This window comes from Pseudomonas sp. IT-P218 (assembly GCF_949767605.1).
Taxonomy (GTDB): Bacteria; Pseudomonadota; Gammaproteobacteria; order Pseudomonadales; family Pseudomonadaceae; genus Aquipseudomonas; species Aquipseudomonas putida_AE.
This window is the reverse complement of record NZ_CATKQQ010000022.1, coordinates 488,361-512,126: the sequence shown is the minus strand read 5'-3', so window position 1 is coordinate 512,126 and position 23,766 is coordinate 488,361. Positions and strand designations below refer to the sequence as shown.

Below are 23,766 nucleotides of genomic sequence, written 5' to 3'. Positions count from 1 at the left end.
GCCTTGATTGTGTATCTGCAACGCACCCGGAACCTGAAGTTTTCGATGGTCGCGGCCTACAATATTGCCGTCCGGCGGCTTTACAATCCCTTGTTTGAAAGACGCGTGCCCGACCCCACACAGTTGACGCGAGGCGATTTTGATCGGGTCGTAGCCTTTCTCCGCGAAAGTGGCTACAAGAACCTTTACGACGCGATCTCTCATCTTCAGGTAATAGCGGATACGATTGATAATCTGCAATTAACCGAGATCGCCATCCACTTTGAGCATGATGCAAAACCAGAGAAACGCCGCCACAACTACATTTCATTGCACGATCCTGCCCGTATCGCACAACTGAAGGAAAGCGGGATAGATCCGGACGGTGCCCGCCGGCGGAGAAGCTTCGAAGAGCGCATTGCTCATCTACAGGCGGAAAATGCCGCCTTGATTACACAGCGCGATAGGCTCTACGAAGCGCTGTCCGTAATTGCGCATAACTGCCTATTGAAAGGGTTGGACGTCGAAGGCGTACTGGGTCCGTTGCGAAAGCAGTGAGCGGATCATCACTCACGTCGAAGCCCATAGTATGTGAGTCCGGTCTGATGTATGTCCAAAACCACACGCGAGAGGCGCAAACTACTTGAGATCGCTACGGATCTGCTCAAGCAGATCCTCCAGTTTAACGGCTGGGTCTTTCTCAAGGTAACAGGCGACGATAACGGATACCGGATGCACTCCAATTGTACCTGCTAGCTCGTCGATCTTCTCTAAGGTCGCGCCTTTGATACCTCTCTCCAGCGAGCTCATGAACGTGCGGCTGCTGACTAAAGCAAAATCCTCTTGCGTTAGACCTCTGCTGATACGCAAGGCGCGAAGCGCTGATCCGAAGGCTTGTTTCAACTCCATTTGCTTTACTCGCAAATGGAAAGATGAAGCCTTTTCGAACACTATAGAGCTACAATCTATAGTGTTCATTGGGAGGCATTTATGTTCAGAACCTATCGACGAGACGCAATGCCCCTCTCGTCACGGCTGGAGTCAGATCTCCAGTTGTGGTCGTGTGTGGAGCAGATTATCTCACTGCCTTGGTTTTATCTCACAGCCCTCAAACGCGGTGGCGATTCATCTTCGCGCCACATGCTCATGATTTCTGACGTCCTAACTTTGGAGGAACTGAGCTTGGCCGGGACATCGAGCGTGACAATTGAGTCAATTCTCCTAGCCTCGCCGCCCGGTATGAACGGGACAGAAAGATGGTTAATGGAGCCGCTTACGGAGATAGCATACGTTCCGAAGTCAAAGGGCTCAATCCGTTACTACCGTTTCAAGGTCGAAGAGGGTGCGGTTTACACCGACTCATGTGACCCTGGGCTGGAGGTCGAGCAAGGTAACATCAGCAGGGTTGTGATCTCGCTCCGCTGATTTAAGCCATTTCGCTGACGCGCCACGCGCGTAAGACCCTGACCGCCTGGTTGAGCCACTCTACTGGGATGAGTGAACTTGGCATTGGCCGTCTCACGGCTGAATGCGCAGCCGGTAATGCCGATTATGACGTTTCCCATTGAGCGTGGACCTTGACTCTGCAGCGCCTCTGAGAAAGTGCAGCTACCACTGCAGGGTTCAATTACCGGCGTGGAAGGGAGCTCATGTACTGGCTGACGGTCTCCCATTGCCCTTGCCGGAAACGGTAAGCTTTACAGATTTGACACAAGGAGTAGGAAAATTGATCGAAAATCCCGAGTCGCCCTCAAAACATCATGTATTTGGTCGTGCTTTGAATGATGTCGAGCATGCCATAGGCATGTATGCCTACAGTTATTGCACGATGCCCGCTGAGGCTATTTACGATAAAGCCATTTTGCAATCTATGATGAGCGTCATTGAAACGTGTCATATTTACTGCATCGGATACACACCAATTGTGGATTTCACTGGTGCAAGCCAAACGGGAGATGAGCTTAATATACAATTGAATGTATTGGGCAAAGAGTATACTGTCACGTATTCAATACCTGATTTAATCTACAAGATGGAAGACGGTTATAATTTCCTAGAGGATGCGACCGGCGAAAGGATGTGGCCTGACATGGAGCATGTACAAGCCCGTCTAAACAATGAATTTAAAGCTGTTACTTTCGACGTAAAGTACATAGGCCAGGCATACGGTCAAGACGGTTCAAGAAATGCTATTGATCGACTACTAAAACATGAAACCTTGCAAAAAATAGCGCTGAAGGGAGTTCCGCCAGGGCACAAACTGACTTTGCTTTTGCTTTCCATTCAGCCTAGCAATCAACTCATTACAATGATGAACCCATTTGCTAAAAATGGTGATAGCGGTGATGCACGGATAAAACAAGGCTTGGACAAAGCGCAAAACACTACAGAAGCGGAAAAAATTTCTCTGTATGAAGCGGCGCTAATTAGGTATTTTTACCCAGAATTTAATAAAGAATTCAAGGACAGTTTCCCTTCTACCAATCTAAAAATTCTTCAAGATTGCTATGACAAGGATTTTGGCGCCGTTGTAGCTGAAATCTGCATAGATGAATTACCTTTCATGTTATTTTCAGATAAGGTTGAGCCAAAATTTTATCACATCGCAAAGCATAACTTGCATAAGAGTGAAGATCGAAAAATGTTCTTTGGCATTTGATCTTGCGAAAATGTCACAAACTAGAAGACTGGATCAAACTCATGATCGCCGTGGCCCGTTGCCTCAGGCGATCTGCCTGAAGCTTGAGCGCGACAATGACTTACACTATGCCCTAGACGAAGTGATCGCGGTTGCGGTGGCAAGCACATCATTTATCACGCCCTGGTCGCGACCTTAAACTTGGGTGATGAAGTCATCGTGCATGCTCCGTACTGGGTTTCTTACCCGGACATCGCCCGACTGAACGACGCCACACCGGTGATCATCTCATGCAAGGAGTCCTTCCACCGACTTTGCGATCTGAGCACGTTTACCGGCTGATCTTGCTTTTGGTGTCGAGCCATTTCTGGCGGGCTTCGATGTTCTCTCGGTGGAAAATTGTTGGCATTGCGAAGCCCTCGTAGCTATTCATCCTTATCACGCTCCCGTAAGAGCCAGCAGACGATGCCGAGCACCAGGGTGGCAAATCCTAGTGCGGCAATGGTGAGCGCAGGAGTAGCGGCAGAATCGAGAATAACGAACTTCCGGCTGAGCGCCAGCAAGGCGATCAACAGCACTGTGCGAACCTGAACGATGCTGTTGCGTCGTAGGGCCGGGCGCACAATCGAATGCTTAAACTCCAGGGCTATCAGCACGGTGAAGATTGAGCCAAAGAGGGCCTGGAAAACATCGTGATCTAGAGGGTCAATCGCACCACCGATCACCAACGGTACAACCCTGCGACAGAGCTGCAGTAGAGCCATCAAAATCACAGACGCGATGATGAGACTGAGCGCAATAACAACCAATTGTTCGAAACGTTCGTAAGCATTCATCAGCGCCCACTGAAGCCTGAAATTTTTCAGCGTCGAGTTGCGCTCACGCCTTTCAGAATCAGGCTTTGACACGATAACCCTCCACACTTGCGTCTTCAGTCTGCCGGGCTCGTCCAGGCATTAGAGGATCCAGTACACCACTGCACGTCGTGATCAACAGGCCTGCTCCCAGGTTACGTGAGTGTGCTGGGGCTAAGTCCCAGTCTCCGCAGTAGGTGCCAGATCATCTGGCTGGTCTGGCGGACTACTCCTTTCGGAGGCCTTTGGCGCATCCACCTCCACCTTATTGAAGACCACTTCGCTACGCCCCTTGTCGTAACCCAACTCAACACTGTCGCCGGCTTGCAGCTTGCCAGCGAGCATTTCCTTCGCAAGCCGCGTTTCGACGGCCTGGCGAATCTGACGTTTCAACTCGCGCGCGCCAAACTCAGGCTGATAACCAACATCCGCCAGATGATCGATGAGTGAGCCATCAATTTTCACTGTGATGTTCTGTGCAGCTGCGGTTCGAATGACCCGATCAAGCTGAATGCTCACAATCGATCGGATGTTGTCACGGGTAAGGGCATGGAACACGATGATGTCATCAATACGGTTAAGGAATTCGGGACGAAAATGCCCTTTCAGGACGCCCATTAATTCATCGCGTAACGCTTTATCCGTAAGGCGTTCATCTTCGGGGCGCTCAAGATTCTCCATGATAATGGGAGAGCCCAAGTTGCTGGTGGCAATGATGATCGTATTGCTGAAGTCCACGACACGTCCCTTACCGTCCGTTAGACGCCCATCGTCGAATACCTGCAGCAATACGTTGCTCACATCGGGATGCGCTTTCTCGATCTCGTCGAGCAGAATCACACTGTAGGGCTTGCGGCGGACACGCTCTGTCAACTGAACGCCTTCGTCATATCCCACATAACCGGGTGGCGCGCCGATCAAACGAGCAACCGCATGCCGCTCCATGTACTCCGACATATCAATACGAATGATCGATTGCTCGTCACCAAACACCGTTTCCGCCAACGCTTTGGCAAGTTCAGTTTTGCCAACGCCCGTAGGGCCAAGAAAGAGGAACGTGGCAATAGGTCTGTTGGCTTGGCCAAGTCCGGCTCGAGACAAACGAACGGCATCGCTGACCGCGCGAACAGCGTCTTCCTGCCCGACCAGCCGATCACGCAATGTGTCTTCCATATTCAACAGCTTTTGACGCTCTTCCTGCGTAAGCTCGGTCACAGGAATACCGGTGAGACGGGACAGCACCTCGGCAATAGACTCCAGTGTCACCTCAAGGGTTTCGGAACCTGTCTTGCGCTCCCAGGCTTCTGTTTCCTCTCCCAGTTGCGTCTGTTTTTGACCAATGCGTTCTTCGAAGCCTTTGGATTCATCAAAACGTTTACGGGAGGATGCATAATCCTGTTCACGTTTAAGTTGCGTGATTTCCGCTTCCAGCTCCTGAATGCCAGCCGGCCTCGAGGAGGAACTGATTCGAACGCGGGCGGCTGCCTGATCGATCAGGTCAATGGCTTTATCCGGCAAAAAGCGCGAGGTGATGTAACGATCCGACAGCTCTGCTGCCGCCACAAATGCTTCATCGGCGAATGTGACCTGATGGTGAGCCTCAAGCTTATCGCGCAGCCCACGCAGGATAATGATGGTCTGTTCGACGGTGGGCTCGGCTATCAGCACAGGCTGAAAACGTCGTTCAAGCGCTGCGTCTTTTTCGATGTGCTTTTGGTACTCATTGAGTGTCGTCGCACCGATCAAACTGAGCTCCCCGCGCGCTAATGCGGGTTTCAGTACGTTGGCAATATCCAGGCCGCCCTCCTCACCACCCTGCCCCGCGCCAACGATCGTATGCAACTCGTCGATGAACAGAATAAGCTCCGAGCTTTTTGCGGCGACTTCATCAAGTAGTTGCTTGGCTCGCTCCTCGAATTCACCACGATATTTAGAGCCCGCAACCATTGAGTTCAGATTGATCTCAACCAGCCGTCTGCCACGCAGAATCTCAGGGACATCGCCCTTTACTATTCGTTGTGCAAGCCCTTCAACGATGGCTGTTTTACCGACGCCAGGTTCGCCGATAAGAACCGGATTGTTCTTTCTGCGCCGCGCCAGCACCTCGATGGTATTTTCGATTTCCTGCGCGCGCCCCAGTACGGGATCCAGTTTGCCCTCACGAGCCAGTGACGTCAGGTCGCGACCGAACTTGTCGAGTGTCGGTGTTCCCGTCGGGGTGTCGACTCGCCCATCCTCAGCCCCCTTACCCACCACCTTTACCACCTTCTGCCGCAAGGCTTCAGGCGTTACGCCGTATTTTTTAAGCAATGTCCCGGCGATACTTTCTGGTACAGAGGCAAGCCCGATCAACAAATGCTCTGGGCCAACGTACGAATGTCCTAAATCACGAGATGCCTGGAACGCAAAATTGAAAACTTTCTTTAACCGCGGCGAAATGCTCATCTGGTCCACCGGGGCCTGGGCCTCCGCTGTGCCCCTCTGAGCATGTTGATCGATGTAACCTTTGATCTCGTCCGGAGAAAGCTTCAGCTCCTTAAGCAACGCCGTACCCACATCGGTATCCGCAAGCACATACAACAAATGCTCAGTATCGAGCTCGCTGCGGTTGAGCTCATGGGCTTTCTCACCCGCGCGTTGCAGGATTTCCAGCGTCTGGGAACTGAATGCATCGGTTGCATCGACAGATTCTCGAGGCACTTGCGCAGAGAGCCTGAAGTCATCACCCGCTTGATCCTTTGCTCCGCCCATGCTGTCGAAAAAGCGGGACACACCCCCGCCCAGCAGAGAGTCGAATGGATTCAACATGCTTTGATGGCGTAAGAGTTGACGGTAATCGTGGTCGCAAATGGACATTGTCCTGGCTTGGCCATTTTGCGATACGGTCACTCGCGCTACAGCGGGTCTCGCATTACATATTTCACAGAGAGTAGCCATGATGAGTTGTCTCCAAAGATGGATAACACGGACTCATTCAGATGGATCTACGGCCCCGTAAACGATGCTCAAGCAACAGGGGCATGAGATCCGCAATACGCTGAGATTGCTCAGGAAGACGATTACGTTGGAGGGAATGGCAGTCTCGGCAGACGACGCCATCCAATAACGATAGTCGGATCTCATCAAAACACGCTATGGGCGACCCAGGATACCGACGAACGACGTCTGATAAATTTGTGCTCAAAAATACCGCCAGTCGTAAACCACCAACTCATCAGCAAATGAGGCTATGGAATCACCAGCGTGATCGAGCAACGCTTCGATGTCGGAATTCGCAGGGGCGAATCGATCAGCAAGGACATGATTGCGGTTCGCACCAAAACCATCGGATAAAAAAGCCGCCGAAAATGACAGCAAAAGAACGAGCGCGCGAGGTCTTGCCGGCATTGGAGGAAACGGAGAACGCGTTCAGCGATTACGGCAAGCGCCAACAACGACTATAGTCAATGGTGCGTCAGAGCGAATCCAGCCTTTCCGCTGCCAACCTGGCCTCAATCCAATACCGCGAAGGCACGGCGGATCTCCTCGTGCTTCTTGATGCGGATAGTGAACGTCTCGCAACCGAAGACACTCAGGCTCAGGCCTCAAACGAGGTGTATCGAGGCATCGTCGCCATTTATAAATCACTTGGCGGTGGATGGAGTTATCCCCCCGGGCAAGTCGTATCCCGCTGAGCAGACCCCAACCGCCCATCTATAAGGGCTCAAGCCATGCACACTTCAGAATTGGATGATGCGAAAGAAACGAATGGCGACCTGGTTCAGGGGCCGCTGCCGGCCGGCACTGTCGCGCCCGACTTCACTCTGTACGCAACCCCTGATCAGCAGTTGTCGCTACGCGAGCTAAAGGGAAATCCCGTGATACTGGCGTTTTATCCCGCAGACTGGACTTCGGTTTGTGGCGACCAACTGACTTTGTACAACCAGTTGCTACCCACATTCAGAGAATACGGTGCTACGCTACTGGGTATCTCAGTTGACAGCGCCTGGTGTCATCAGGCCTTTGCCAAAGATCGGAGTTTTCACTTCAGCCTGCTGGCCGATTTCGAGCCCAAAGGGGCTGTGGCGCGGCAGTATGGAGCCTACGAGTCCCTCCTGGGGGTTTGTAAGCGGGCGCTGTTCGTGATTGACAAGGAGGGGGTGGTCGCCTGGAGCTACGTCTCCCCGATGGCAATCAATCCGGGGGCGGACGGCATTCTGGATGCGCTGGATGCTCTGGCGAATTCATCACAAAGCACGCCAACCTAAATTTAACAGGTGATCCCATGGCCACTCTCAAAGTCCCGGTAAGTGCCAGCGACCATCGCCAGGGAAGTGCGCATGCCAAGGTCACACTGGTGGAATTTGGCGACTATCAATGTCCCTATTGCGCTGAAGCGTATTGGATAGTCAAGAATCTGCAACAGCATTTTCGCGATGATTTGCTGTTCGTGTTCCGTAATTTTCCACTGACCACTGCTCACCCGCATGCGATGGCTGCAGCTGTCACCGCTGAGTTTGCCGGGAGTCGAGGATTCTTCTGGGAGGCGCACGACGAATTGTATGAAAATCAGGATCGATTGGGCCTGCCGCTGTTTCGGGCCATCGCTCTAAAACATGGCCTCTCCGACGAAGAACTCTATCTTGCCATGCAAGACGGTACCTACGTACCCAAAATAAAATCCGATTTTAATGGCGGCGTACGGAGCGGCGTGAATGGCACCCCAGCGTTTTACATTGACGGGCTTCGCTATGACGGGGCTCCAGAGTTCACCGAGATGAGTCAGATGATTGAGCTTTCGTTAGTGAGTTGACGAAATCGCTAGATAGTGAAATCGCTTGGCATCACCCACACCGTAGCCGAGGGCGAACGTGCCCTATTGCGCAGCGCACCAGGTGTGCGTTCGATAATATTTCAATACGGGAGATTGAAGAATCCACGGTGCTGCCAACGATAAGCATCGCTCATAAAGCAGCGGCACGAAAATATCAGCCCAGCGAACCGAGGACATAAAAAATGGCGATGTTAATTTTTGACAGTTCGGAAGATTCCATAGTCGAGGCCCGTGTCCTGGTCGAGGCGCTGAATGAATGGTTGGCGGAACAGCAGCCCAGTTGCCCGCTAAGGTCCGCCCGTGCGAAATGTTGCTATCGGCCCGATGGCACGCTGGATTCTGTATTGACCGTACTAACAGACGTGGTGGTGGACTAGGTCAGGTGTTGCACTCAGTTTTTGCGACCGCCCCCAAGGTTGACGCCTATACCCGTCCACCCGTTCGCTTATCCGTTAGTTTCCTTCTACATTAAAGAGGTGCACACGGAGCCAGCAGCGAATGAAATCTTTGAAGTATTATGAAAAAAATCGACACGCCACATGGTTAGAGTTGTTTTTTGACCTGATTTTTGTTGTAGCAATTGGCAAGGTTACGCATACTCTCGGACATCTTCATCACGGCCACTTTGAACAGGAGCAATTATGGACATTTTTACTGCTTTTTGTTCCATTATGGTGGATCTGGTCCAGCCACACGATTTACTCAAATAGGTTTGATACAGACAGTAACCTTCACCGTTTGGCAACATTATTTTTAATGTTGCTGCTCATTGTGCTGTCTGCACGGATTGGGGAAGAATTGGAAGTAAACTATGCGCTTGTTATTGCCTGCTATTTTGGTATACGTGCCATCATCAGTATTATGTACATTTCGTCCATAAATAAATTTGATCACCGTAGCGAATTCTCCTCCAGGCTTGGCTTCGCCCTGTTAGTTAGCGCAGTGATTAGTCTTTCATCCATTTTTTTTGACCCACCTATGCGTTACCTTGTCGCTTACATTGGGATTTTTCTTGACATTCTGCTCCCTTTATTTTCTTGGGGTAAGCTAAAGCCATTGCCCGCACATACAGAACACTTGGTTGAACGACTAGGTTTACTCACCCTTATCTTATTGGGCGAGTCGGTAATTAGCCTTTCTGGAGGGTTATCTGACATTCAATGGGATCGTTATAATGTGATGGCGGCAATCACCGGATTTATCATGATTTGCAGTATCTGGTGGATCTATTTTGATAGCTTTTACCTGCTGAGCAAAAATGAAAGTAGTATGAGTGGACACTCCTTAATCTACTCGCACCTTTTTCTATTTATGGGGCTAGCACTTCTCGCAAATTTGATCAGGCATGCGATCCTGAATGACATTGCGATGCGCGATTTCCAGATTACGTCAATCATCGGCATGGCCTTATTTTTCTTAGGTAAGCAATATGGCTACTTCATAGCGGTACCTAAAATAAGGAAATACATACTACAAAACACCTTGATCGTGTTTTCTCTAGGTGGTTTGGTTATATTCCTACCCCGCGTCGAGTACATATTGGTCGGCCTGACAGCAACCATGATCTGTTATGTTTTATTAAACTTCAGGTATCGTTGAATCTTTAAAGTTGGGCCATATCACGGATGGATCAGCTATCCGCGCGCACCAAAGACTCAGCAGCTGATTGTCGAGGACTGGCGCACTGCGGATCGTGCTGAATGTGGTTAGCTGTTCAAACCCTTCACTCAGTCGCTACACATCCCTGCCAACGAGAAGCGGGTGGTCGCATGGTAAAGCACGGGGGGGAAACACCGCGCGGCGGGAGGCCCGCGCCAAGCGGCAAAAACCTAATCAAAGAAGGCCAGGGTGCGAACTTCGATACTCTCGCGCGGCGGGGCTCCCGGCGGCGTATTTGGGTCTTTGAAGGCGGTATGGGGCGTGAAGCGGGCACGGCCGTCGTGACGTGAGTCATACCCCTTGATCAGCAAGACTTCGTCACGGCGCATGTCCGGAAAATAGTACCAGCGCTGTTGCGGATTGTAGGCCAGGTGGTAGATCTCACCGATACGATCCGGATAGACCAGGTCGGTGGCCAGCAGGTCATTGGGGTCGAGCGTCGAGGCATCCAGCACGGCCAGCGGTGAGCGCTTGACGGGCCCGCTCATCGGGCGCCAGAGGTTAATCTGGGCCACCGACACCAGTGCGCCGGCCTGATCCTGGCCCAGCACGTCGCGAATACGCTCAGGTCCCGAGCGGTCGGTGTAGTCATTATGCACACGGCTGGCTGGCCCACGAATATCCCGCCGCTCGGCGTCGCTGCGCCTGGTGTGGTCGAAGATGACGACCCGGCTCGCGCCCGTCAACTCCTTGATCAAGGCCCTGACCTCGTCATAGTAGACGCTGTCCACTGAGGTATCGTCGTAGAGATCGTCGACCACCGTATCCCGCCGATGGAGTTCAAACCCCTGCTTGTCCAGAGAAAGGCTGTCTGCCAACGGACGACCGTTGTGTATCGTGACCTCGCGCTCCTCCTGCTCAGCAAAGTAGCGCGGTTCACTGTCACCGGTCAGAGCCTCTGTATGCACATAGGGCTTCGCATCGTGCTTGACCAGGTAGGTGAGTTTTGTGATGACGCTAGCGGGCATATCAGTTGTGCACTTCAAGTAACGCCTCCCGGTCTGCTGACCGCATTCGGCGTGGTGTCACCGTGGCGGCGCTGTAGCTTGCCTGTAAACTGCCTCATCCTCGATCGTATGCCTTCCAAGGGACACTTTCAAATGCACCCCGAGGTGCATGGTCCCCGACCGGTAGAAAAGGACATACCTACCTCGGCACCGACGTGCAGCTTGACCAGTACTGGCGCGTCGGACTCCAGGCCCGCGCCTAGGGCGACTACTACATCGAAGTTCTGAACCAGCAGCGCAAATACGGTGGATATCCGGATGGAAGATCGCATCCCAACACATCATCTTTTGCGCAGCGTTGATCAGTATCTCGATCTGAGCAACCTGCGATAGCTGACCAAATTGAGAAAGAATAAACTAGATATTGACATATCTCGATATCGTAAATAGTCTGAGTTCGAAGCCACCCCCCTTATCTCAGGAAGCGCCAAATGCAGAAGATGTGGGTGAACACCTCAACGAAGCGCCTTACGGTTTGCTCTGATCCCGTGGAGCCGCATCCATTTAGCTTAATACATCGATATTTCTATATATGCAGGTAAATGAAATGACACAGACCGCGCTCTTCAAAACCGCACAGCTGGGGCCCTACACCCTCAAGAATCGAATCGTTTTGCCACCGCTTACCCGTTCGCGTAGCTCCCAGCCTGGCAACATTCCGAACGATCTCATGGCCACGTATTACCGCCAGCGTACTGGCGCGGGATTCATGGTGACCGAAGGCACCCAGATCGAGCCTCGTGGACAGGGTTATGCCTGGACTCCCGGCATTCACAGCGCCGAGCAGATTGAAGGCTGGCGCAAAATCACCGACGCCGTTCACGCCGAAGGGGGTGTGATCTTCGCTCAACTTTGGCATGTCGGCCGCGTGTCGCACACGTCCTTGCAGCCCGGCGGTGAAGCGCCGGTCGCGCCGTCAGCCATAAAGGCGGACAACGTCAAGGTATTCATCGAGACCGGCCCTGGCACGGGTGCACTGGCCGATCCATCGATCCCGCGCGCTCTTTCCACCGCAGAGGTGAAAGAACTGGTCCAGCTCTATGCCCAGGCGGCCCGCAATGCCCTGGACGCTGGGTTCGACGGGGTGGAACTGCACTGCGCGAACGGCTACCTGGTGAACCAGTTCATTTCCGCCCACACAAACCAGCGTGATGATGAATATGGTGGCTCGTTGCAAAATCGACTGCGCTTCCTGCGCGAAATCACCCAGGCAGTTGCTGGCGTCGTTGGCAAGGAGCGTATGGGCGTTCGCTTCGCCCCGCTCTTCGCGACCACCGATGAAGATCGCGTCTACCTCGGCCTCGTCGAGAAAGATCCCCATCAAACCTATGTCGAAGCGGTGAAGATTCTCGAGGAAGTGGGTATCGCCTACCTGTCGCTCGCCGAGGCCGACTGGGAGAACGCACCCGATCTACCTGAAGCGTTCCGGGAAGATATTCGCAGTATCTTCAGCGGTAAGATTCTCTATGCCGGCAGGTACACCGCTGAACGCGGAAATCGTGTCATCCAGGCGGGTTGGGGCGATCTGATCGCGTTTGGTCGTCCTTTCATCGCCAACCCCGACCTGCCCGCCCGTATCGCCAACGACTGGCCGCTCAATCCGGTCGACCCGACAAGCATGTATGGCGGTACCGACAAGGGCTACACCGACTATCCGAGCTATCGCCCCTGAGCAATCCGCGCCGCGTCCCAGACTCCAGGGCGCGGCTTACGCTTGCTGACCGAGGAAGGGGAACATCTTGCCTGGCAACAAACGGACGCAGAGGTCACTTTGGGTGCCTTCCAATTCTCCGTGCGAACGACGAAGATATCGCAATATCGCGAAAAACAGGTATCGCCAATTTTATGAACATTGACATCAACGAAGCCCTGAAAGCCTTGGCGAACCCGACGCGCCTTGACATCCTCAATTGGCTCAAGGATCCCAGGACGAACTTTCCCGAGCAGGAAGTCGACCCGGAAACAGTAGGCGTGTGCGTCAGCATCATCCAGGAGCGCACAGGCCTTTCGCAGTCCACTACATCGCTTTACCTCACAACCCTGCAGCGCGCGCACCTGGTAACCTCGCAGCGGATAGGCCCTTGGACCTATTACAAACGTCACGACGAAAATATCGATGCCTTTTTCAAAGCGCTGCAAGAAAAGATCTAGGTCCAGGCTACCCGAGGACCGTTTACCGGCGGCGCCCAAAGCTTTCCCTTAACGAAAGCGCTTCAAAAGGTGGATTGTCGCCCATCAGCGCTCAGTTTAAACGGGGTGGGCCGCGACCCACTCTTTGAGATGAGCAACAAAACTGAGAACAGTCGGAGCGATGTTTTCTCTTGAAGGGTATACCGCATAGATTCCCACCGGCGGCTCAATGGCCCAATCGGAAAATGCCTCCACCAGCTTTCCTGAATCAAGATCATCTCGTATATGCCAGTCCATCAGCAGCGCTACTCCATGCCCATCTATTGCCATCTGGCGAACCACTTCCCCCAAACTGGATGAAAAACGGTTGCGTATTTTGCATGTTTTTTTAACGCCTCCTCGGGACATGGTCCAACTGGAATCTTTTCCGACGATGAGGCCGTCCAGCGTGGTTAAGTCTTTTGGAGAGGTAGGCATACCCTGTTTTTCCCAATATTGGGGGGCGGCGCAAATCAGACGTCGGGACGCAGAAATCCTCTGCGCGATCAGGGATGAATCGGCCATTACTCCGTGCCGAATCGCAAGGTCGGTACCATGGGCGGCCAAATCAACCAGTTGATCTGTCGGGTGTAAATCAACGATAACGCCAGGGTAGCGTTTGAGATAACTGCTCACGACGCTCGATAAATAACCTTGGGCAAATGTCGCGGAAGCGGTTATGCGTAGATGACCGGTAATCTCGGTCTTCTGGAAAAATCCTCGCTCCGCTTTTTCGACGCTTTCCAGGATGCTTAGTGCGTGTTGATAAAGCTTCTCACCGTCCGAAGTGGGACTTAGCTTGCGGGTGGTGCGGTTAAAAAGTCTCCGACCAACGCTGTCTTCAAGGGCCAGAAGACGCTTGCTTGCGCCTGCGGCAGTCATCCCCATTCGTTCGGACGCTGCGCGGATGGAACCCTCCTCGAAAACAGCAATAAACAACCGCAATTCATCAATGGAATCCAGCATTTATTACCAACCAAAAGGACCGAAAGATTCAATAATTCTAGCGTATTTATCCCATATTACTGATGATAAATTTGTTGGCCTATTGTTCCTCGGAGTTTAAGCCTTGAAAGCCATTGTGATGAATCAGCATGGTAACTCAGACCTTTTTGTAGAAATTAATACGGAAAACCCCGTTGCCCGCCCAGGTCATGTGATTATCGACGTGCGGGCGACAAGCGTGAATCCAGTGGACACGAAAATTCGTCGGGGCAGCGAAGGTACGGCCGGTCTGACTTTTCCGGCAATTCTTCACATCGATGTTTCAGGGGTGGTCAGCTCCATTGGTGCTGGTGTGACCCGCTTTAACGTAGGCGATGAAGTCTATGGCTGTTTCGGCGGCATCGTGGGGATTCCCGGTGCGCTGGCAGATCAGATGGAGGCCGATGCTGAGATGCTTGCTCTAAAACCCAAGTCGCTCTCTTTTGGCGAAGCAGCCAGCTTGCCGCTCGTGGCAATTACGGCCTGGGAGGCGCTGATCGACCGAGCCTCGATCAAACCCAATGACAACGTCTTGGTGCATGGTGGCACCGGTGGTGTTGGGCACATAGGCATTCAATTGGCCAAGATCCTGGGGGCCAGGGTTTCGACGACGGTTTCAACGCCAGAAAAAGCGGAAATTGCCCGTCAACTGGGCGCCGATGAGATTATTTTTTATAACAGCGAGACGCCCCAGGAATACAGTCAGCGAATCACCGAAGGAAAAGGATTCGATACGGTCTTCGATACCTTGGGCGGTGAGGTCTTACAAAACTCACTGAAAGCCGCGAAGCTTAAGGGCCATGTTGTCTCGATCATCGGTTACGACAGCTACGATCTGACCGAAATGCACTTTAAGGCATTGAGACTCGACTTTGTATTCATGGCTATTTCGATCATTCATAACGAAGGCCGCAAGCACCATGGCGAGATCCTGCAAAGACTGGCCGCCCTGGTTGATCGCGGCCTGGTTAAACCACTGATTGATGAGCGTCATGACTTCACTGCTGCGGGTGTCAGCGCGGCACATGATCGCCTTGAGTCAGGCCGTGCCATTGGCAAAGTCGTCATTGAGCGACAGGCTTAGTCGTGCTGGGACAGGATCGTTTCCAGCAGGCCCGGAAAACGGTGACTCAAGTCTTCCCTGCGCAACGAATTCATGTGGGTCGTGCCGATGGTCTGGGTTTGAACCAGGCCGGCATCACGCAGCACCCGAAAATGATGGGACATGGTGGACTTCGCGCGGCCACCGTCCAGGTCGCCGCAGCTGGCCTCTCCCAGCTCGGCGAGGCGCCGGACAATCTCCAGGCGTACAGGGTCGCTCAAGGCGTAAAACAGACGCTCAAGAACGAATTCGCTGAGAGGAAGGTGTTTGAAGGGGCGCATGAGCGAATCATACACGGGTTTGCTATAGGTCAATAGTTCGAATATTATCGAACAATAGTAATAGTATCCCTCGGAGAAAAAACCTGATGTCTGCACTGTTCCAACCTTTCACGCTCAAGGATGTCTCCCTTCGCAACCGGATCGCGATTCCCCCCATGTGCATGTACTCGGCCAATGATGGCCTGATCAACGATTGGCACACTGTGCACTATGCCACCCTCGCGCGTGGCGGGGCGGGACTGGTGGTTGTCGAGGCGACCGCCGTGTCACCCGAAGGACGGATCACGCCTGGCTGCGCTGGTATCTGGAATGATGAGCTCGCTCGTGCCTTCGTGCCGGTGGTGCAATCGATCAAGGCTGCCGGCGCAGTGCCAGGTATCCAGATTGCCCACGCGGGGCGCAAGGCCGGTGCGAACCGTCCTTGGGAAGGTGACGATCATATCGGCGAGGATGATTTGCGTGGCTGGCAGACCATCGCCCCGTCGGCTGTTGCCTTTGGCGCTCATCTCGCCAAGCAGCCGAAAGCCATGACGCTGGAGGATATCGCCCGAGTGCGCGAGGATTTTGTCTCCGCCGCTCGCCGTGCACGTGAAGCCGGCTTCGAGTGGTTGGAGCTGCATTTCGCCCATGGCTATCTGGCCCAGTCATTCCTCTCTGAACACTCCAACCTTCGTGACGACGCCTATGGCGGAAATTTCGATAACCGTAGCCGCTTTCTGCTGGAAACACTGGCGGCGGTTCGCGAAGTATGGCCAGAGCACTTGCCGCTGACCGCTCGTCTGGGTGTCATCGAATACGACGGTCGGGATGAACAGACCTTGTCAGAGGCTATCGAACTGACACGTCGTTTCAAGGACGGTGGATTGGACTTACTCAGCGTCAGTATCGGGTTCACCATCCCTGAATCCAACATTCCTTGGGCCCCCGGTTTCATGGGCGAAGTTACCCAGCGTGTACGGCGCGAGGCGGGGATTGCGGTGGCCTCGGCATGGGGCTTCGGCACGCCGAGCGTCGCCGAAGAAGCGGTGAAGAGTGGTCAACTGGACCTGGCGATGATTGGCCGGGCGCACCTGGGCAATCCCAACTGGTCCTATTCAGCCGCCCAGGCGCTGGGTGTAGAGCGTGCTGCCTGGACCCTGCCCGCTCCCTATGCCCATTGGCTTGAACGCTACAGGTGATCCCGCCGGAGCGAGGGCGCTCGCATGGCCTTAGGGCTATCAACTTGGTCGAATGCCCAAGCGGGCAAGATTGTTGTCGCGCTCTCACCCGGATTCAGGTTTTTGGCCGCATGGCCGGCATGGACATCTTCGATACTCCGTGCCAGCCAATGCGCTCCCTCTTTATATCGCACACAGACAGGAGGTTTGATGACCACCCCTCTGACACTGATTGCCACCTTGGTCGCCAAGGCCGGCTTCGAAGCCGAGCTCGAGCAAACGCTGCAGGGCCTGCAAGGCCCAAGCCGAGGCGAAGCGGACTGTATCCAGTACGACTTCCATCGTGATGCCGAGCAGGCTCGCACTTTCCACATGATCGAGCAGTGGCGGGACGAAGCGGCGCTGACTGATCACGAAGCGACACCGCATTTTCAGGCAGCGCTCCCTTTCATCGAACGTGCAGCTGAAAAGCTCACCATCACGAAAATGTATCGCATCTCCTGAGGATCTTCGAATGAAAGCCATTGCACACTTCAAATGCCTGCCTATTGAACATCCCGACGCCTTGGTGGAGATCGATATTCCCGAGCCAGTGCCGGGGCCGCGCGACTTGCTCGTAGAGGTAAAGGCCGTATCGGTCAATCCTGTCGATACCAAGGTGCGGCAGGGCTACGTACCGCACGAGGACGAAAGCCAGCCGCGCATCCTCGGCTGGGACGCTGCCGGCGTGGTCAAGTCGGTCGGCAGCGACGTGACGCTATTCAAGCCCGGTGACAGGGTCTGGTACGCCGGATCGCTGATCCGCCCGGGCAGCAACAGTGAGCTGCAACTGGTGGACGAGCGTATCGTCGGCTCAATGCCCCAGTCGCTGGATTTCAGCAAGGCTGCGGCATTGCCACTGACTTCCTTGACCGCTTGGGAATTACTGTTTGATCGCCTCGGTGTTGCACGCGATACCACCGACCGGGGCGAAACGCTGCTGATCATCGGCGCTGCAGGCGGGGTGGGTTCAATCCTGACTCAGCTGGCGCGTCAGCTAACCGGGTTGACGATCATTGGTACGGCTTCGCGCCCTGAAACCCAGACCTGGGTCACCGAGCTTGGTGCGCATCATGTCATCGACCATACCAAGCCACTCAGCGAGGAGCTCAAGCGCATCGGTATCGCACAAGTCAGCCATGTCGCTAGCCTGACCCAGACCGATCGGCACTACGAGCAAATCATCGAATCACTGAAGCCTCAGGGCAAGCTGGGCCTGATCGATGACCCGGCCACGCTGGACGCCGTACCGCTCAAGCGCAAGAGCCTGTCGTTGCACTGGGAGCTGATGTACACCCGCTCGCTTTACGAGACAGAGGACATACAGGAGCAGCACAACATCCTCAACGAAGTTTCGCGGCGCATTGACGCGGGTGACTTGCGCACCACCGTTGGCGACAACTACGGGCGCATCAGCGCAGAAAATCTTCGTCGTGCCCATGCTCTGCTGGAAAGCGGCAAGGCGAAGGGCAAGGTCGTGCTGGAAGGCTTCTAAGAGGGTGTAGACAAACCCGCCGCCCCATTCGTTTTAATGCGATTTGACCACGCCACACTACAAGGCTGGTCGCGGATGGGCTGGCTGGGGCAACGTCTTGGGCTGCGGGCCAAAATTCTGCTGTTATTGGCGGAGGGATTAACGCCCAAAGAGGTCTGCCATCAGTTCCAGGTCTCAGCGCCCGCAGCGCTTGCCAAGCTCTTCAAGTGGAACAAGACGACTGAATCCATCATTAGCTCTGAAAACAAAAACAAAGCTGGGAATTAACCGCTCATGACAATAGTTAGAGAAGCGGAAGGCTATAGCTCACAAAAACACGATTCTGATCTACGCTACGAGCCGCTTCGCTGTTGGACTTGCCGTTACGCCAGCCGAACCCGACGCCTTTGAGCGCTCCGGACTGAACGACGTAGTCCAGGCTAATGTCTCTTTCCCATTCCTTCTGGCTGTCGCCTGTCGTAGTTTTAATATTATCGCCAGAAAGGTACATGACCGAGCCTTTCAGGCCAGGGACACCCAGAGCGGCGAAGTCGTAAGCATACTGACCGAAAGCTGTGCGCTCGCCTGCGCGGGTGAAAGTCTGGATAAAACGGTCTGTATACAGATACAGGCTTGCTCCACCGGCGCCCTTGTCAGAAAGGCTACCCTGACTGAGTTGAGTGAAGTTGCTGCCATCCGACACACTTTGGTACCCCGCAGTAATCGCGTGGCCACCCAGTGTATAAATCAACGCGGCACTCCAGGTGCGGTTATCGATCTCTCCACTACCGTCTTTGGTGTAGCCACTCATTCTGTAGCCAGACGTACCGGAGCTATTTGCACCTGACGAGTCAGTTTTGAAATAGCGCAGGTCGGTTTTAAGGGACTGATTGTCCGAGAGAGCAAGGGTGTGAATTAATCCCAAAAAATGCTGCGTATAGTAGTTATCGAGGCTGGCGTAGTAGTACTGAGCTGTCACATCCTTGTTGACTTTCCAATCGGCCCCGGCGAAGTCAAACTGATTGCTTTCACGCGTACCACCAGCAACGGCCAGCCCCGTCTGATCGCTCGAACCACGTCCTGTTGCCTGGTTGATCCGACCTCCAGTCAAGGTCAGCCCCTTGAACTCGTTCGAGGTTATTTGACCGCCCTCGAAGGTTTGTGGAAGCACGCGCCCATCGTTGGCGACCAGTATTGGAAGTTTCGGAATCAAGGTGCCGTAGCGAAATTCCGTTTCCGACATTTTGACTTTTCCGGTCAGCCCTAGCCGGCTCCACTCGTCGACGGCACGGTTGTCACCGTCAGAAGGCATCATGCTGCTGCCGACATGCCGTCCTTGGCCGCTGTCCAGGGTAACCCCCAGCAACCCCAGGCCATCGACGCCAAAGCCAACCATGCCACCGGTATAGCCCGATTTGAAGTCCAGCATGAAACCCTGCGCCCATTCTTCGGTTTTGGAAGGGGCGGCCATGCCATCGCGGTTGTCGTTATTGAAGTAGAAGTTTCTCATTCCCAAGGTGGCTTTGCTGTCACTCAGGAAGTCAGCATGCGCCTGAGCACTCAGCGTCATGCAAAAAAACACCGAACTTGCAGTTATTGTTTTTCTACTCACTTGTACTGCGCTCCATTTGTTATTTTCAGGTAATAGAAGCAACGCAAATCTTCCAGGCCAACGGAAATAAGCATACGGGCCACGTGTCGGCCTTGACGTCATGCCTCGAACCGGGCGTGCCGCCAGCGCTTGAAGACGTGTTGTTATGCCGCGCGATTGCGTTAGAGCCGAGTGTGTGACAAAGGCACAGGGAGTGCCTTGCCTGGGCAGATGGAGTTCTGCGTTGGGGTATGACAATTAACCTTATCGTCTGAATGTCAGGACTGGGGCCGGACCCCATTGTCAGTCGTCTCCAATTCCAAATGCCCGGTGCCAGGGCCGTATCGAGTACCCAAAAGCTCAGCGCAATGACCTGACCCGTCCTGTGTCACGGGTACCGAGACGGAGAACGACATGGCGGTTCCGCGCAAAGCCGCCTACGCTTGTTGGATGGTCCCCATGCTTTTGCTCAGGCGATGTATCGGGCTGGAGCGATCTGATTTATTTTGACCGTCCGCTCATCGCCAATCCGGACCCGCCCGCGCGCATGCCAGCAACTGGCCCTTCACACCGGTCGACCCGACCAACATGTACAGCGCAACGGGCGAAGACTGCACCCTAACCCCACCTGTCGTTCCCAAGCGACCGATGCCGTAGCACCTCTGGAAACAGGGGCGCTGTTCAAGTTTCTTCCATTGAGGAAAATGAGTATGTATCGGCCGAGCACGATTCCTTATCAGCAGCACCGAGGGTTCAGCCGAACCTTCACTCAGGGCCATTTGAGCCTTGGATTATTCTTTCCTTTGGAGGCCTTCGAGGGCGACACTCCGAGCATGCTCAACCAGGTCGAACTGGCCAAACGAGCAGAGGCGCTGGGCTTCTGCGCGCTGTGGTTTCGCGACGTGCCTCTTCGGGACCCCGGCTTCGGCGATGTTGGCCAACTGTTCGACCCTTGGGTCTACCTGGGTTACATGGCCGCTCATACGTCGGAGATAGCGCTTGGCACAGCATCCATTGCCATCCCGGTTCACCATCCTCTACACACGGCCAAGGCATCAGCCAGCGTTGATCAGTTGAGCGCAGGTCGCTTGATACTGGGGGTCGCTTCCGGCGATCGCCCTGTGGAGTTTTCGGCTTTTGGCGTCGATCCCGAAAGGCGCGGAGAAATCTTTCGCGAGCACTACGAGGTGATTCGCCGAGCCCACAGCACCAGCTTTGAGCCCATTCGCTGGAGCGGTGGTGAGATGCGGGGCGCAGATCTCATTCCGAAACCCACAACCCAAGTCATTCCAATGTTCGTGACCGGCAATAGCCGCCAGTCACTGGACTGGATCGCGCGCGAAAGCGTCGGATGGATCAACTATCCACGCATTCCGAACATGCAGCGAATGATCGTGGAAGATTGGCGGCAGGAGGTCATAAAGCAATGTGGCTCCGTCTATAAGCCCTTCACTCAGTCGCTCTACATCGACCTTGATGAGAACCCGTCTACGCCGCCCACTCGCATTCATTTGGGGTTCAAACTTGGACGCTACCATCTCCGGTTTTTGCTCGAGTCGCTTGAGGAAATCGGAGTGGACCACGTTATCCTGAATCTCAAATACGGAAAGCGCCCTGCTGCGCAAGTTATTGAGGAACTGGGTACTCACATCGTTCCGCAATTCGGAGTACAGCCGCGCCCCGGAGCGAATTGATACGCCGGCCGCTTCCATGCCGGCCGAGGTGGTGCGGTTCAACAGGTTGAATCATCAGGCCGATACCTGTTCAAGGAATATCGGTTGCAACGGCTCTTCGAGCAGGTCATTTGCTTTAATGGACCACCTTGCAATCCATCTGATTCGGTTCTTTTTCGATCATCTGAGCCTTTTTAGTTAACCAACAGTCTATAAAGTGCAGGCCCGATATTCTTTAAAACAACAAAAAGCAGCCGACTAATTTTGGCGCTTGGGCACACTGACGCGCTCAAGAATTTAGTCCATCCCAGGATCAACAATAGAACCCCGTTTTATCCGTGACAAATGGGACAAATTACTATTCACCTGATTTGGAGATGGTGCCGTGCGAAAGCTTGGCTTGGGCTTCCTGGTAACTGGCGTTTTTGGGCAACTATCAGCACTACTATGGACCTACACGTCCACAGGACCAATTTGTCAAAATAACGTCGACAATTCATACATTCAGCAAAAAGTGACAAAGCTCGAACAATTACTCGATGACGCCGCTAATAAAATTGCGACAGAGCTCAATACAAAACATTCCGTTGAGCTCGCACCCATTGCGAAAAACGGATTCCATATAACCGATTCAACGGAGGCTGACGCCGTACAGTTTTTACTCGAAAAGCCAGACGAATCACCCGTACTTACGCTGCCTTCATTGCCCACACCCTCACACAACTGGACGATTATTCTCAGCGGTATGATTACTTTTACCGGCCTGCTCCTGGCACTCTTCGCCCGCAAAAAAACCATTGTTCCGCAATGGCATGTCTTTCGCACCATGCCAAGGTCGCTAATCACGCTGGAACGCCCGTGTTTGACGTGTGGAGGCTTCATTTCCCACGCTGTAAAACCTGCTTCAGCCACGTCTTCATCCGGCCTGTGGGTGATTGAAATTGCGTTGAACACACCCAGCCGACATCGCGCCAAAAAAGCCATTCAACAGCTGGAGTTACCGGTAGCGCGTAAAGAAAACAACTTTGTAGTCATCGGCCCGTACAAACAGAAACAGGACGCGGCCCGAGTCGTGAAAGAGTTGACTGAAAGTCATGGTGTTAGAGGATGGATGATGGCGGGAAATTGACACGACCCTATTTAGCGCTGCCTGACCTCGAACAAATAGATACTTATTTTATGACGCAAGATAGTATCGCGAGGTAGAGCCTATCTCGCCCTGAAGAATTGCCTGGCCGCCAATTTACAAAATCATTTTTAACTCAGCGAGCTGAACTACAAGCTCGCTGAAAGATGCGGATACTCAGAAGAAACTTGAGTTGATGCGTGAAGAACGCATGAATGAGATTTATGACTTCCCGAGTATTTGGCAGACCCAACGCTTGTAACTATTCAAGCCGCTAACTTTCAATATTAAAGTCAAACTTCATCATAGGGGAGTATTGCCTAAAATACCCCCCGCCCTCCTCCCGGTTCAAACCGCCGCGTAACTATCCACTACACGCCGATACTGGCTGGGCGAAGCTCCGATGTGCTGACGGAAAAACCGTGTGAAATGACCTTGCTCGGAGAACCCGAGGTTCTCCGACAAAAGACCCAGCGTTCCACTGCGCTCACGCTCAAGCCAGGCAAAAGCGCGGCGCATGCGCGCGTCGTTAAGCAACAGGGTCGGCGTCATGCCGGTGTCTTTCTTGAACAGCGCGAAGAAGTGTGCCCGAGACAGACCACAGGCCCGCGCGGCGTTGTCGATCGGGTTCGGATCATCGAGGTGCTCAAGCAACCAGGCCGTGCCACGGCGCACGCGCGCATCCCGGAACTCACCTGTGTTGGGCGCACCCAGTAGAGACAAATGCCGCCAGCTGGAAAAGGCCTCGATCAGTTCGATCAGGAAGTCGAACAGCATGAACTCCAAGCGCTCTTTCGGCACGATCCCACAACCATGCGCTTCGGCGACCAGGATGTCGGCCAGGGTGCGATTTCGACTCGACAGCTCGATGCATGATTGGGCGAAAAAGTCCGGCCGACCGCTGAGCGCCAGCGACTGCTGGGCAGTGGCCAGCCAGGCGGGTTCGATGTAAAGCGCCAGGATAAGGGTGGCACCGGCACCCGGTTGCGGATCATAGAAATGCGGCTCCCAGGCGTTGACCAGCACCGCAGTGCGATCACTGAGCGGAACCCGCCGACCGTTAACGTTGAAGTAAGTGTCCTCGCCGGACACTTTGACCAGCACATGGCATTCGGAATGGGTATGGGTGACCAGCGAATGATCCATATTCAGCAAGGCGACCCGGCCAAACCTGCCGTGGAAAACCCGTTGGGCAATCGACATCAGATTCCTCCGCTCGC

23 protein-coding genes and 2 pseudogenes are annotated in these 23,766 nt (G+C 53.8%); 16 read left to right on the top strand and 9 right to left on the bottom strand.

From position 1 onward, the window contains the following. Positions 1–9 precede the first annotated feature (9 nt). A complete protein-coding gene (locus ACM6I6_RS16360) occupies positions 10–537 on the top strand; it encodes a hypothetical protein (RefSeq protein ID WP_414920237.1) in 528 nt (175 codons plus the stop codon). Positions 538–618: 81 nt separating this feature from the next. Here the strand turns inward: ACM6I6_RS16360 and ACM6I6_RS16355 are convergent, their stop codons facing one another. Beyond that, positions 619–888, bottom strand: a complete 270-nt coding sequence (locus tag ACM6I6_RS16355) for a helix-turn-helix domain-containing protein (protein ID WP_034022979.1) — start codon at positions 886–888, stop codon at positions 619–621. Positions 889–969: 81 nt separating this feature from the next. Between ACM6I6_RS16355 and ACM6I6_RS16350 the strand changes: the two genes are divergently transcribed. From ACM6I6_RS16350 to ACM6I6_RS16340, 3 genes and pseudogenes are all read left to right on the top strand, one after another. Next, a complete protein-coding gene (locus ACM6I6_RS16350) occupies positions 970–1,404 on the top strand; it encodes a hypothetical protein (RefSeq protein WP_414920236.1) in 435 nt (144 codons plus the stop codon). Positions 1,405–1,705: 301 nt separating this feature from the next. Beyond that, positions 1,706–2,638, top strand: a complete 933-nt coding sequence (locus ACM6I6_RS16345; protein ID WP_323607652.1) for a hypothetical protein — start codon at positions 1,706–1,708, stop codon at positions 2,636–2,638. A gap of 58 nt (positions 2,639–2,696) precedes the next feature. Next, a pseudogene (locus tag ACM6I6_RS16340) lies at positions 2,697–2,920 on the top strand (aminotransferase class I/II-fold pyridoxal phosphate-dependent enzyme); the annotation flags it as partial. A 122-nt stretch (positions 2,921–3,042) separates the two neighbouring features. On the opposite strand, the gene ACM6I6_RS16335 reads toward ACM6I6_RS16340, so the two are convergent. The 3 genes from ACM6I6_RS16335 to ACM6I6_RS16325 all read right to left on the bottom strand — a co-directional run bounded on the left by ACM6I6_RS16335 (position 3,043) and on the right by ACM6I6_RS16325 (position 6,858). Next, on the bottom strand, positions 3,043–3,453 hold the full coding sequence (locus ACM6I6_RS16335) for a phosphate-starvation-inducible PsiE family protein (RefSeq protein ID WP_274075351.1): 411 nt from the start codon (positions 3,451–3,453) through the stop codon (positions 3,043–3,045). A 192-nt stretch (positions 3,454–3,645) separates the two neighbouring features. Further along, the gene (locus ACM6I6_RS16330) at positions 3,646–6,411 is read right to left on the bottom strand and encodes an AAA family ATPase (RefSeq protein ID WP_414920255.1); all 2,766 of its coding nucleotides are present in this window, start codon (positions 6,409–6,411) and stop codon (positions 3,646–3,648) included. Between the two features lie 240 nt (positions 6,412–6,651). Continuing rightward, positions 6,652–6,858 (bottom strand): hypothetical protein, encoded by a 207-nt coding sequence (locus tag ACM6I6_RS16325; RefSeq protein WP_162493639.1) that lies wholly within the window; start codon positions 6,856–6,858, stop codon positions 6,652–6,654. Between ACM6I6_RS16325 and ACM6I6_RS16320 the strand changes: the two are divergent. The 4 genes and pseudogenes from ACM6I6_RS16320 to ACM6I6_RS16305 all read left to right on the top strand — a co-directional run. After that, positions 6,840–7,145: pseudogene (locus ACM6I6_RS16320) on the top strand (TolC family protein); the annotation flags it as partial. The gene ACM6I6_RS16325 and the pseudogene ACM6I6_RS16320 overlap by 19 nt on opposite strands. 36 nt (positions 7,146–7,181) lie before the next feature. Next, complete coding sequence (locus tag ACM6I6_RS16315; protein WP_414920235.1) at positions 7,182–7,718, top strand: redoxin domain-containing protein; 537 nt, start codon at positions 7,182–7,184, stop codon at positions 7,716–7,718. Between the two features lie 17 nt (positions 7,719–7,735). After that, positions 7,736–8,263, top strand: a complete 528-nt coding sequence (locus ACM6I6_RS16310; RefSeq protein WP_010459441.1) for a DsbA family protein — start codon at positions 7,736–7,738, stop codon at positions 8,261–8,263. A gap of 519 nt (positions 8,264–8,782) precedes the next feature. Further along, a complete protein-coding gene (locus ACM6I6_RS16305; RefSeq protein WP_154854652.1) occupies positions 8,783–9,883 on the top strand; it encodes a low temperature requirement protein A in 1,101 nt (366 codons plus the stop codon). 230 nt (positions 9,884–10,113) lie between these two features. Here ACM6I6_RS16305 and ACM6I6_RS16300 read toward each other — a convergent pair whose 3' ends face one another. Next, on the bottom strand, positions 10,114–10,929 hold the full coding sequence (locus ACM6I6_RS16300) for a CmcJ/NvfI family oxidoreductase (protein ID WP_154854655.1): 816 nt from the start codon (positions 10,927–10,929) through the stop codon (positions 10,114–10,116). 568 nt (positions 10,930–11,497) lie between these two features. On the opposite strand from ACM6I6_RS16300, the gene ACM6I6_RS16295 reads away from it, so the two are divergent. Further along, on the top strand, positions 11,498–12,622 hold the full coding sequence (locus tag ACM6I6_RS16295; protein ID WP_154854657.1) for an alkene reductase: 1,125 nt from the start codon (positions 11,498–11,500) through the stop codon (positions 12,620–12,622). Positions 12,623–12,795: 173 nt separating this feature from the next. Continuing rightward, positions 12,796–13,101 (top strand): ArsR/SmtB family transcription factor, encoded by a 306-nt coding sequence (locus ACM6I6_RS16290; RefSeq protein ID WP_047530947.1) that lies wholly within the window; start codon positions 12,796–12,798, stop codon positions 13,099–13,101. A gap of 96 nt (positions 13,102–13,197) precedes the next feature. Here the strand turns inward: ACM6I6_RS16290 and ACM6I6_RS16285 are convergent, their stop codons facing one another. After that, the gene (locus ACM6I6_RS16285) at positions 13,198–14,085 is read right to left on the bottom strand and encodes a LysR family transcriptional regulator (RefSeq protein WP_064677807.1); all 888 of its coding nucleotides are present in this window, start codon (positions 14,083–14,085) and stop codon (positions 13,198–13,200) included. A gap of 103 nt (positions 14,086–14,188) precedes the next feature. On the opposite strand from ACM6I6_RS16285, the gene ACM6I6_RS16280 reads away from it, so the two are divergent. After that, positions 14,189–15,187, top strand: a complete 999-nt coding sequence (locus ACM6I6_RS16280) for a zinc-dependent alcohol dehydrogenase family protein (protein WP_323607654.1) — start codon at positions 14,189–14,191, stop codon at positions 15,185–15,187. Here the strand turns inward: ACM6I6_RS16280 and ACM6I6_RS16275 are convergent. Next, a complete protein-coding gene (locus ACM6I6_RS16275) occupies positions 15,184–15,486 on the bottom strand; it encodes an ArsR/SmtB family transcription factor (protein ID WP_177010346.1) in 303 nt (100 codons plus the stop codon). The two genes, ACM6I6_RS16280 and ACM6I6_RS16275, sit on opposite strands and share 4 nt — an antisense overlap. 86 nt (positions 15,487–15,572) lie before the next feature. On the opposite strand from ACM6I6_RS16275, the gene ACM6I6_RS16270 reads away from it, so the two are divergent. From ACM6I6_RS16270 to ACM6I6_RS16260, 3 genes are all read left to right on the top strand, one after another. Beyond that, complete coding sequence (locus tag ACM6I6_RS16270) at positions 15,573–16,664, top strand: NADH:flavin oxidoreductase/NADH oxidase (RefSeq protein ID WP_064677805.1); 1,092 nt, start codon at positions 15,573–15,575, stop codon at positions 16,662–16,664. Positions 16,665–16,853: 189 nt separating this feature from the next. Then, on the top strand, positions 16,854–17,147 hold the full coding sequence (locus tag ACM6I6_RS16265; RefSeq protein WP_064677804.1) for a putative quinol monooxygenase: 294 nt from the start codon (positions 16,854–16,856) through the stop codon (positions 17,145–17,147). A 10-nt stretch (positions 17,148–17,157) separates the two neighbouring features. Further along, complete coding sequence (locus ACM6I6_RS16260; RefSeq protein ID WP_274075201.1) at positions 17,158–18,177, top strand: zinc-binding alcohol dehydrogenase family protein; 1,020 nt, start codon at positions 17,158–17,160, stop codon at positions 18,175–18,177. Positions 18,178–18,460: 283 nt separating this feature from the next. Here the strand turns inward: ACM6I6_RS16260 and ACM6I6_RS16255 are convergent, their stop codons facing one another. Further along, positions 18,461–19,768, bottom strand: coding sequence for an OprD family porin (locus ACM6I6_RS16255; protein ID WP_274075352.1), 1,308 nt, complete (start codon positions 19,766–19,768; stop codon positions 18,461–18,463). A gap of 689 nt (positions 19,769–20,457) precedes the next feature. Here ACM6I6_RS16255 and ACM6I6_RS16250 point away from each other — a divergent pair. Beyond that, a complete protein-coding gene (locus ACM6I6_RS16250) occupies positions 20,458–21,441 on the top strand; it encodes an LLM class oxidoreductase (protein ID WP_274075202.1) in 984 nt (327 codons plus the stop codon). A 364-nt stretch (positions 21,442–21,805) separates the two neighbouring features. After that, on the top strand, positions 21,806–22,549 hold the full coding sequence (locus tag ACM6I6_RS16245) for an SPOR domain-containing protein (RefSeq protein ID WP_274075203.1): 744 nt from the start codon (positions 21,806–21,808) through the stop codon (positions 22,547–22,549). A gap of 345 nt (positions 22,550–22,894) precedes the next feature. On the opposite strand, the gene ACM6I6_RS16240 is transcribed toward ACM6I6_RS16245, so the two are convergent. Further along, positions 22,895–23,749, bottom strand: coding sequence for an AraC family transcriptional regulator (locus ACM6I6_RS16240; protein WP_408600870.1), 855 nt, complete (start codon positions 23,747–23,749; stop codon positions 22,895–22,897). Between the last annotated feature and the right edge of the window lie 17 nt (positions 23,750–23,766).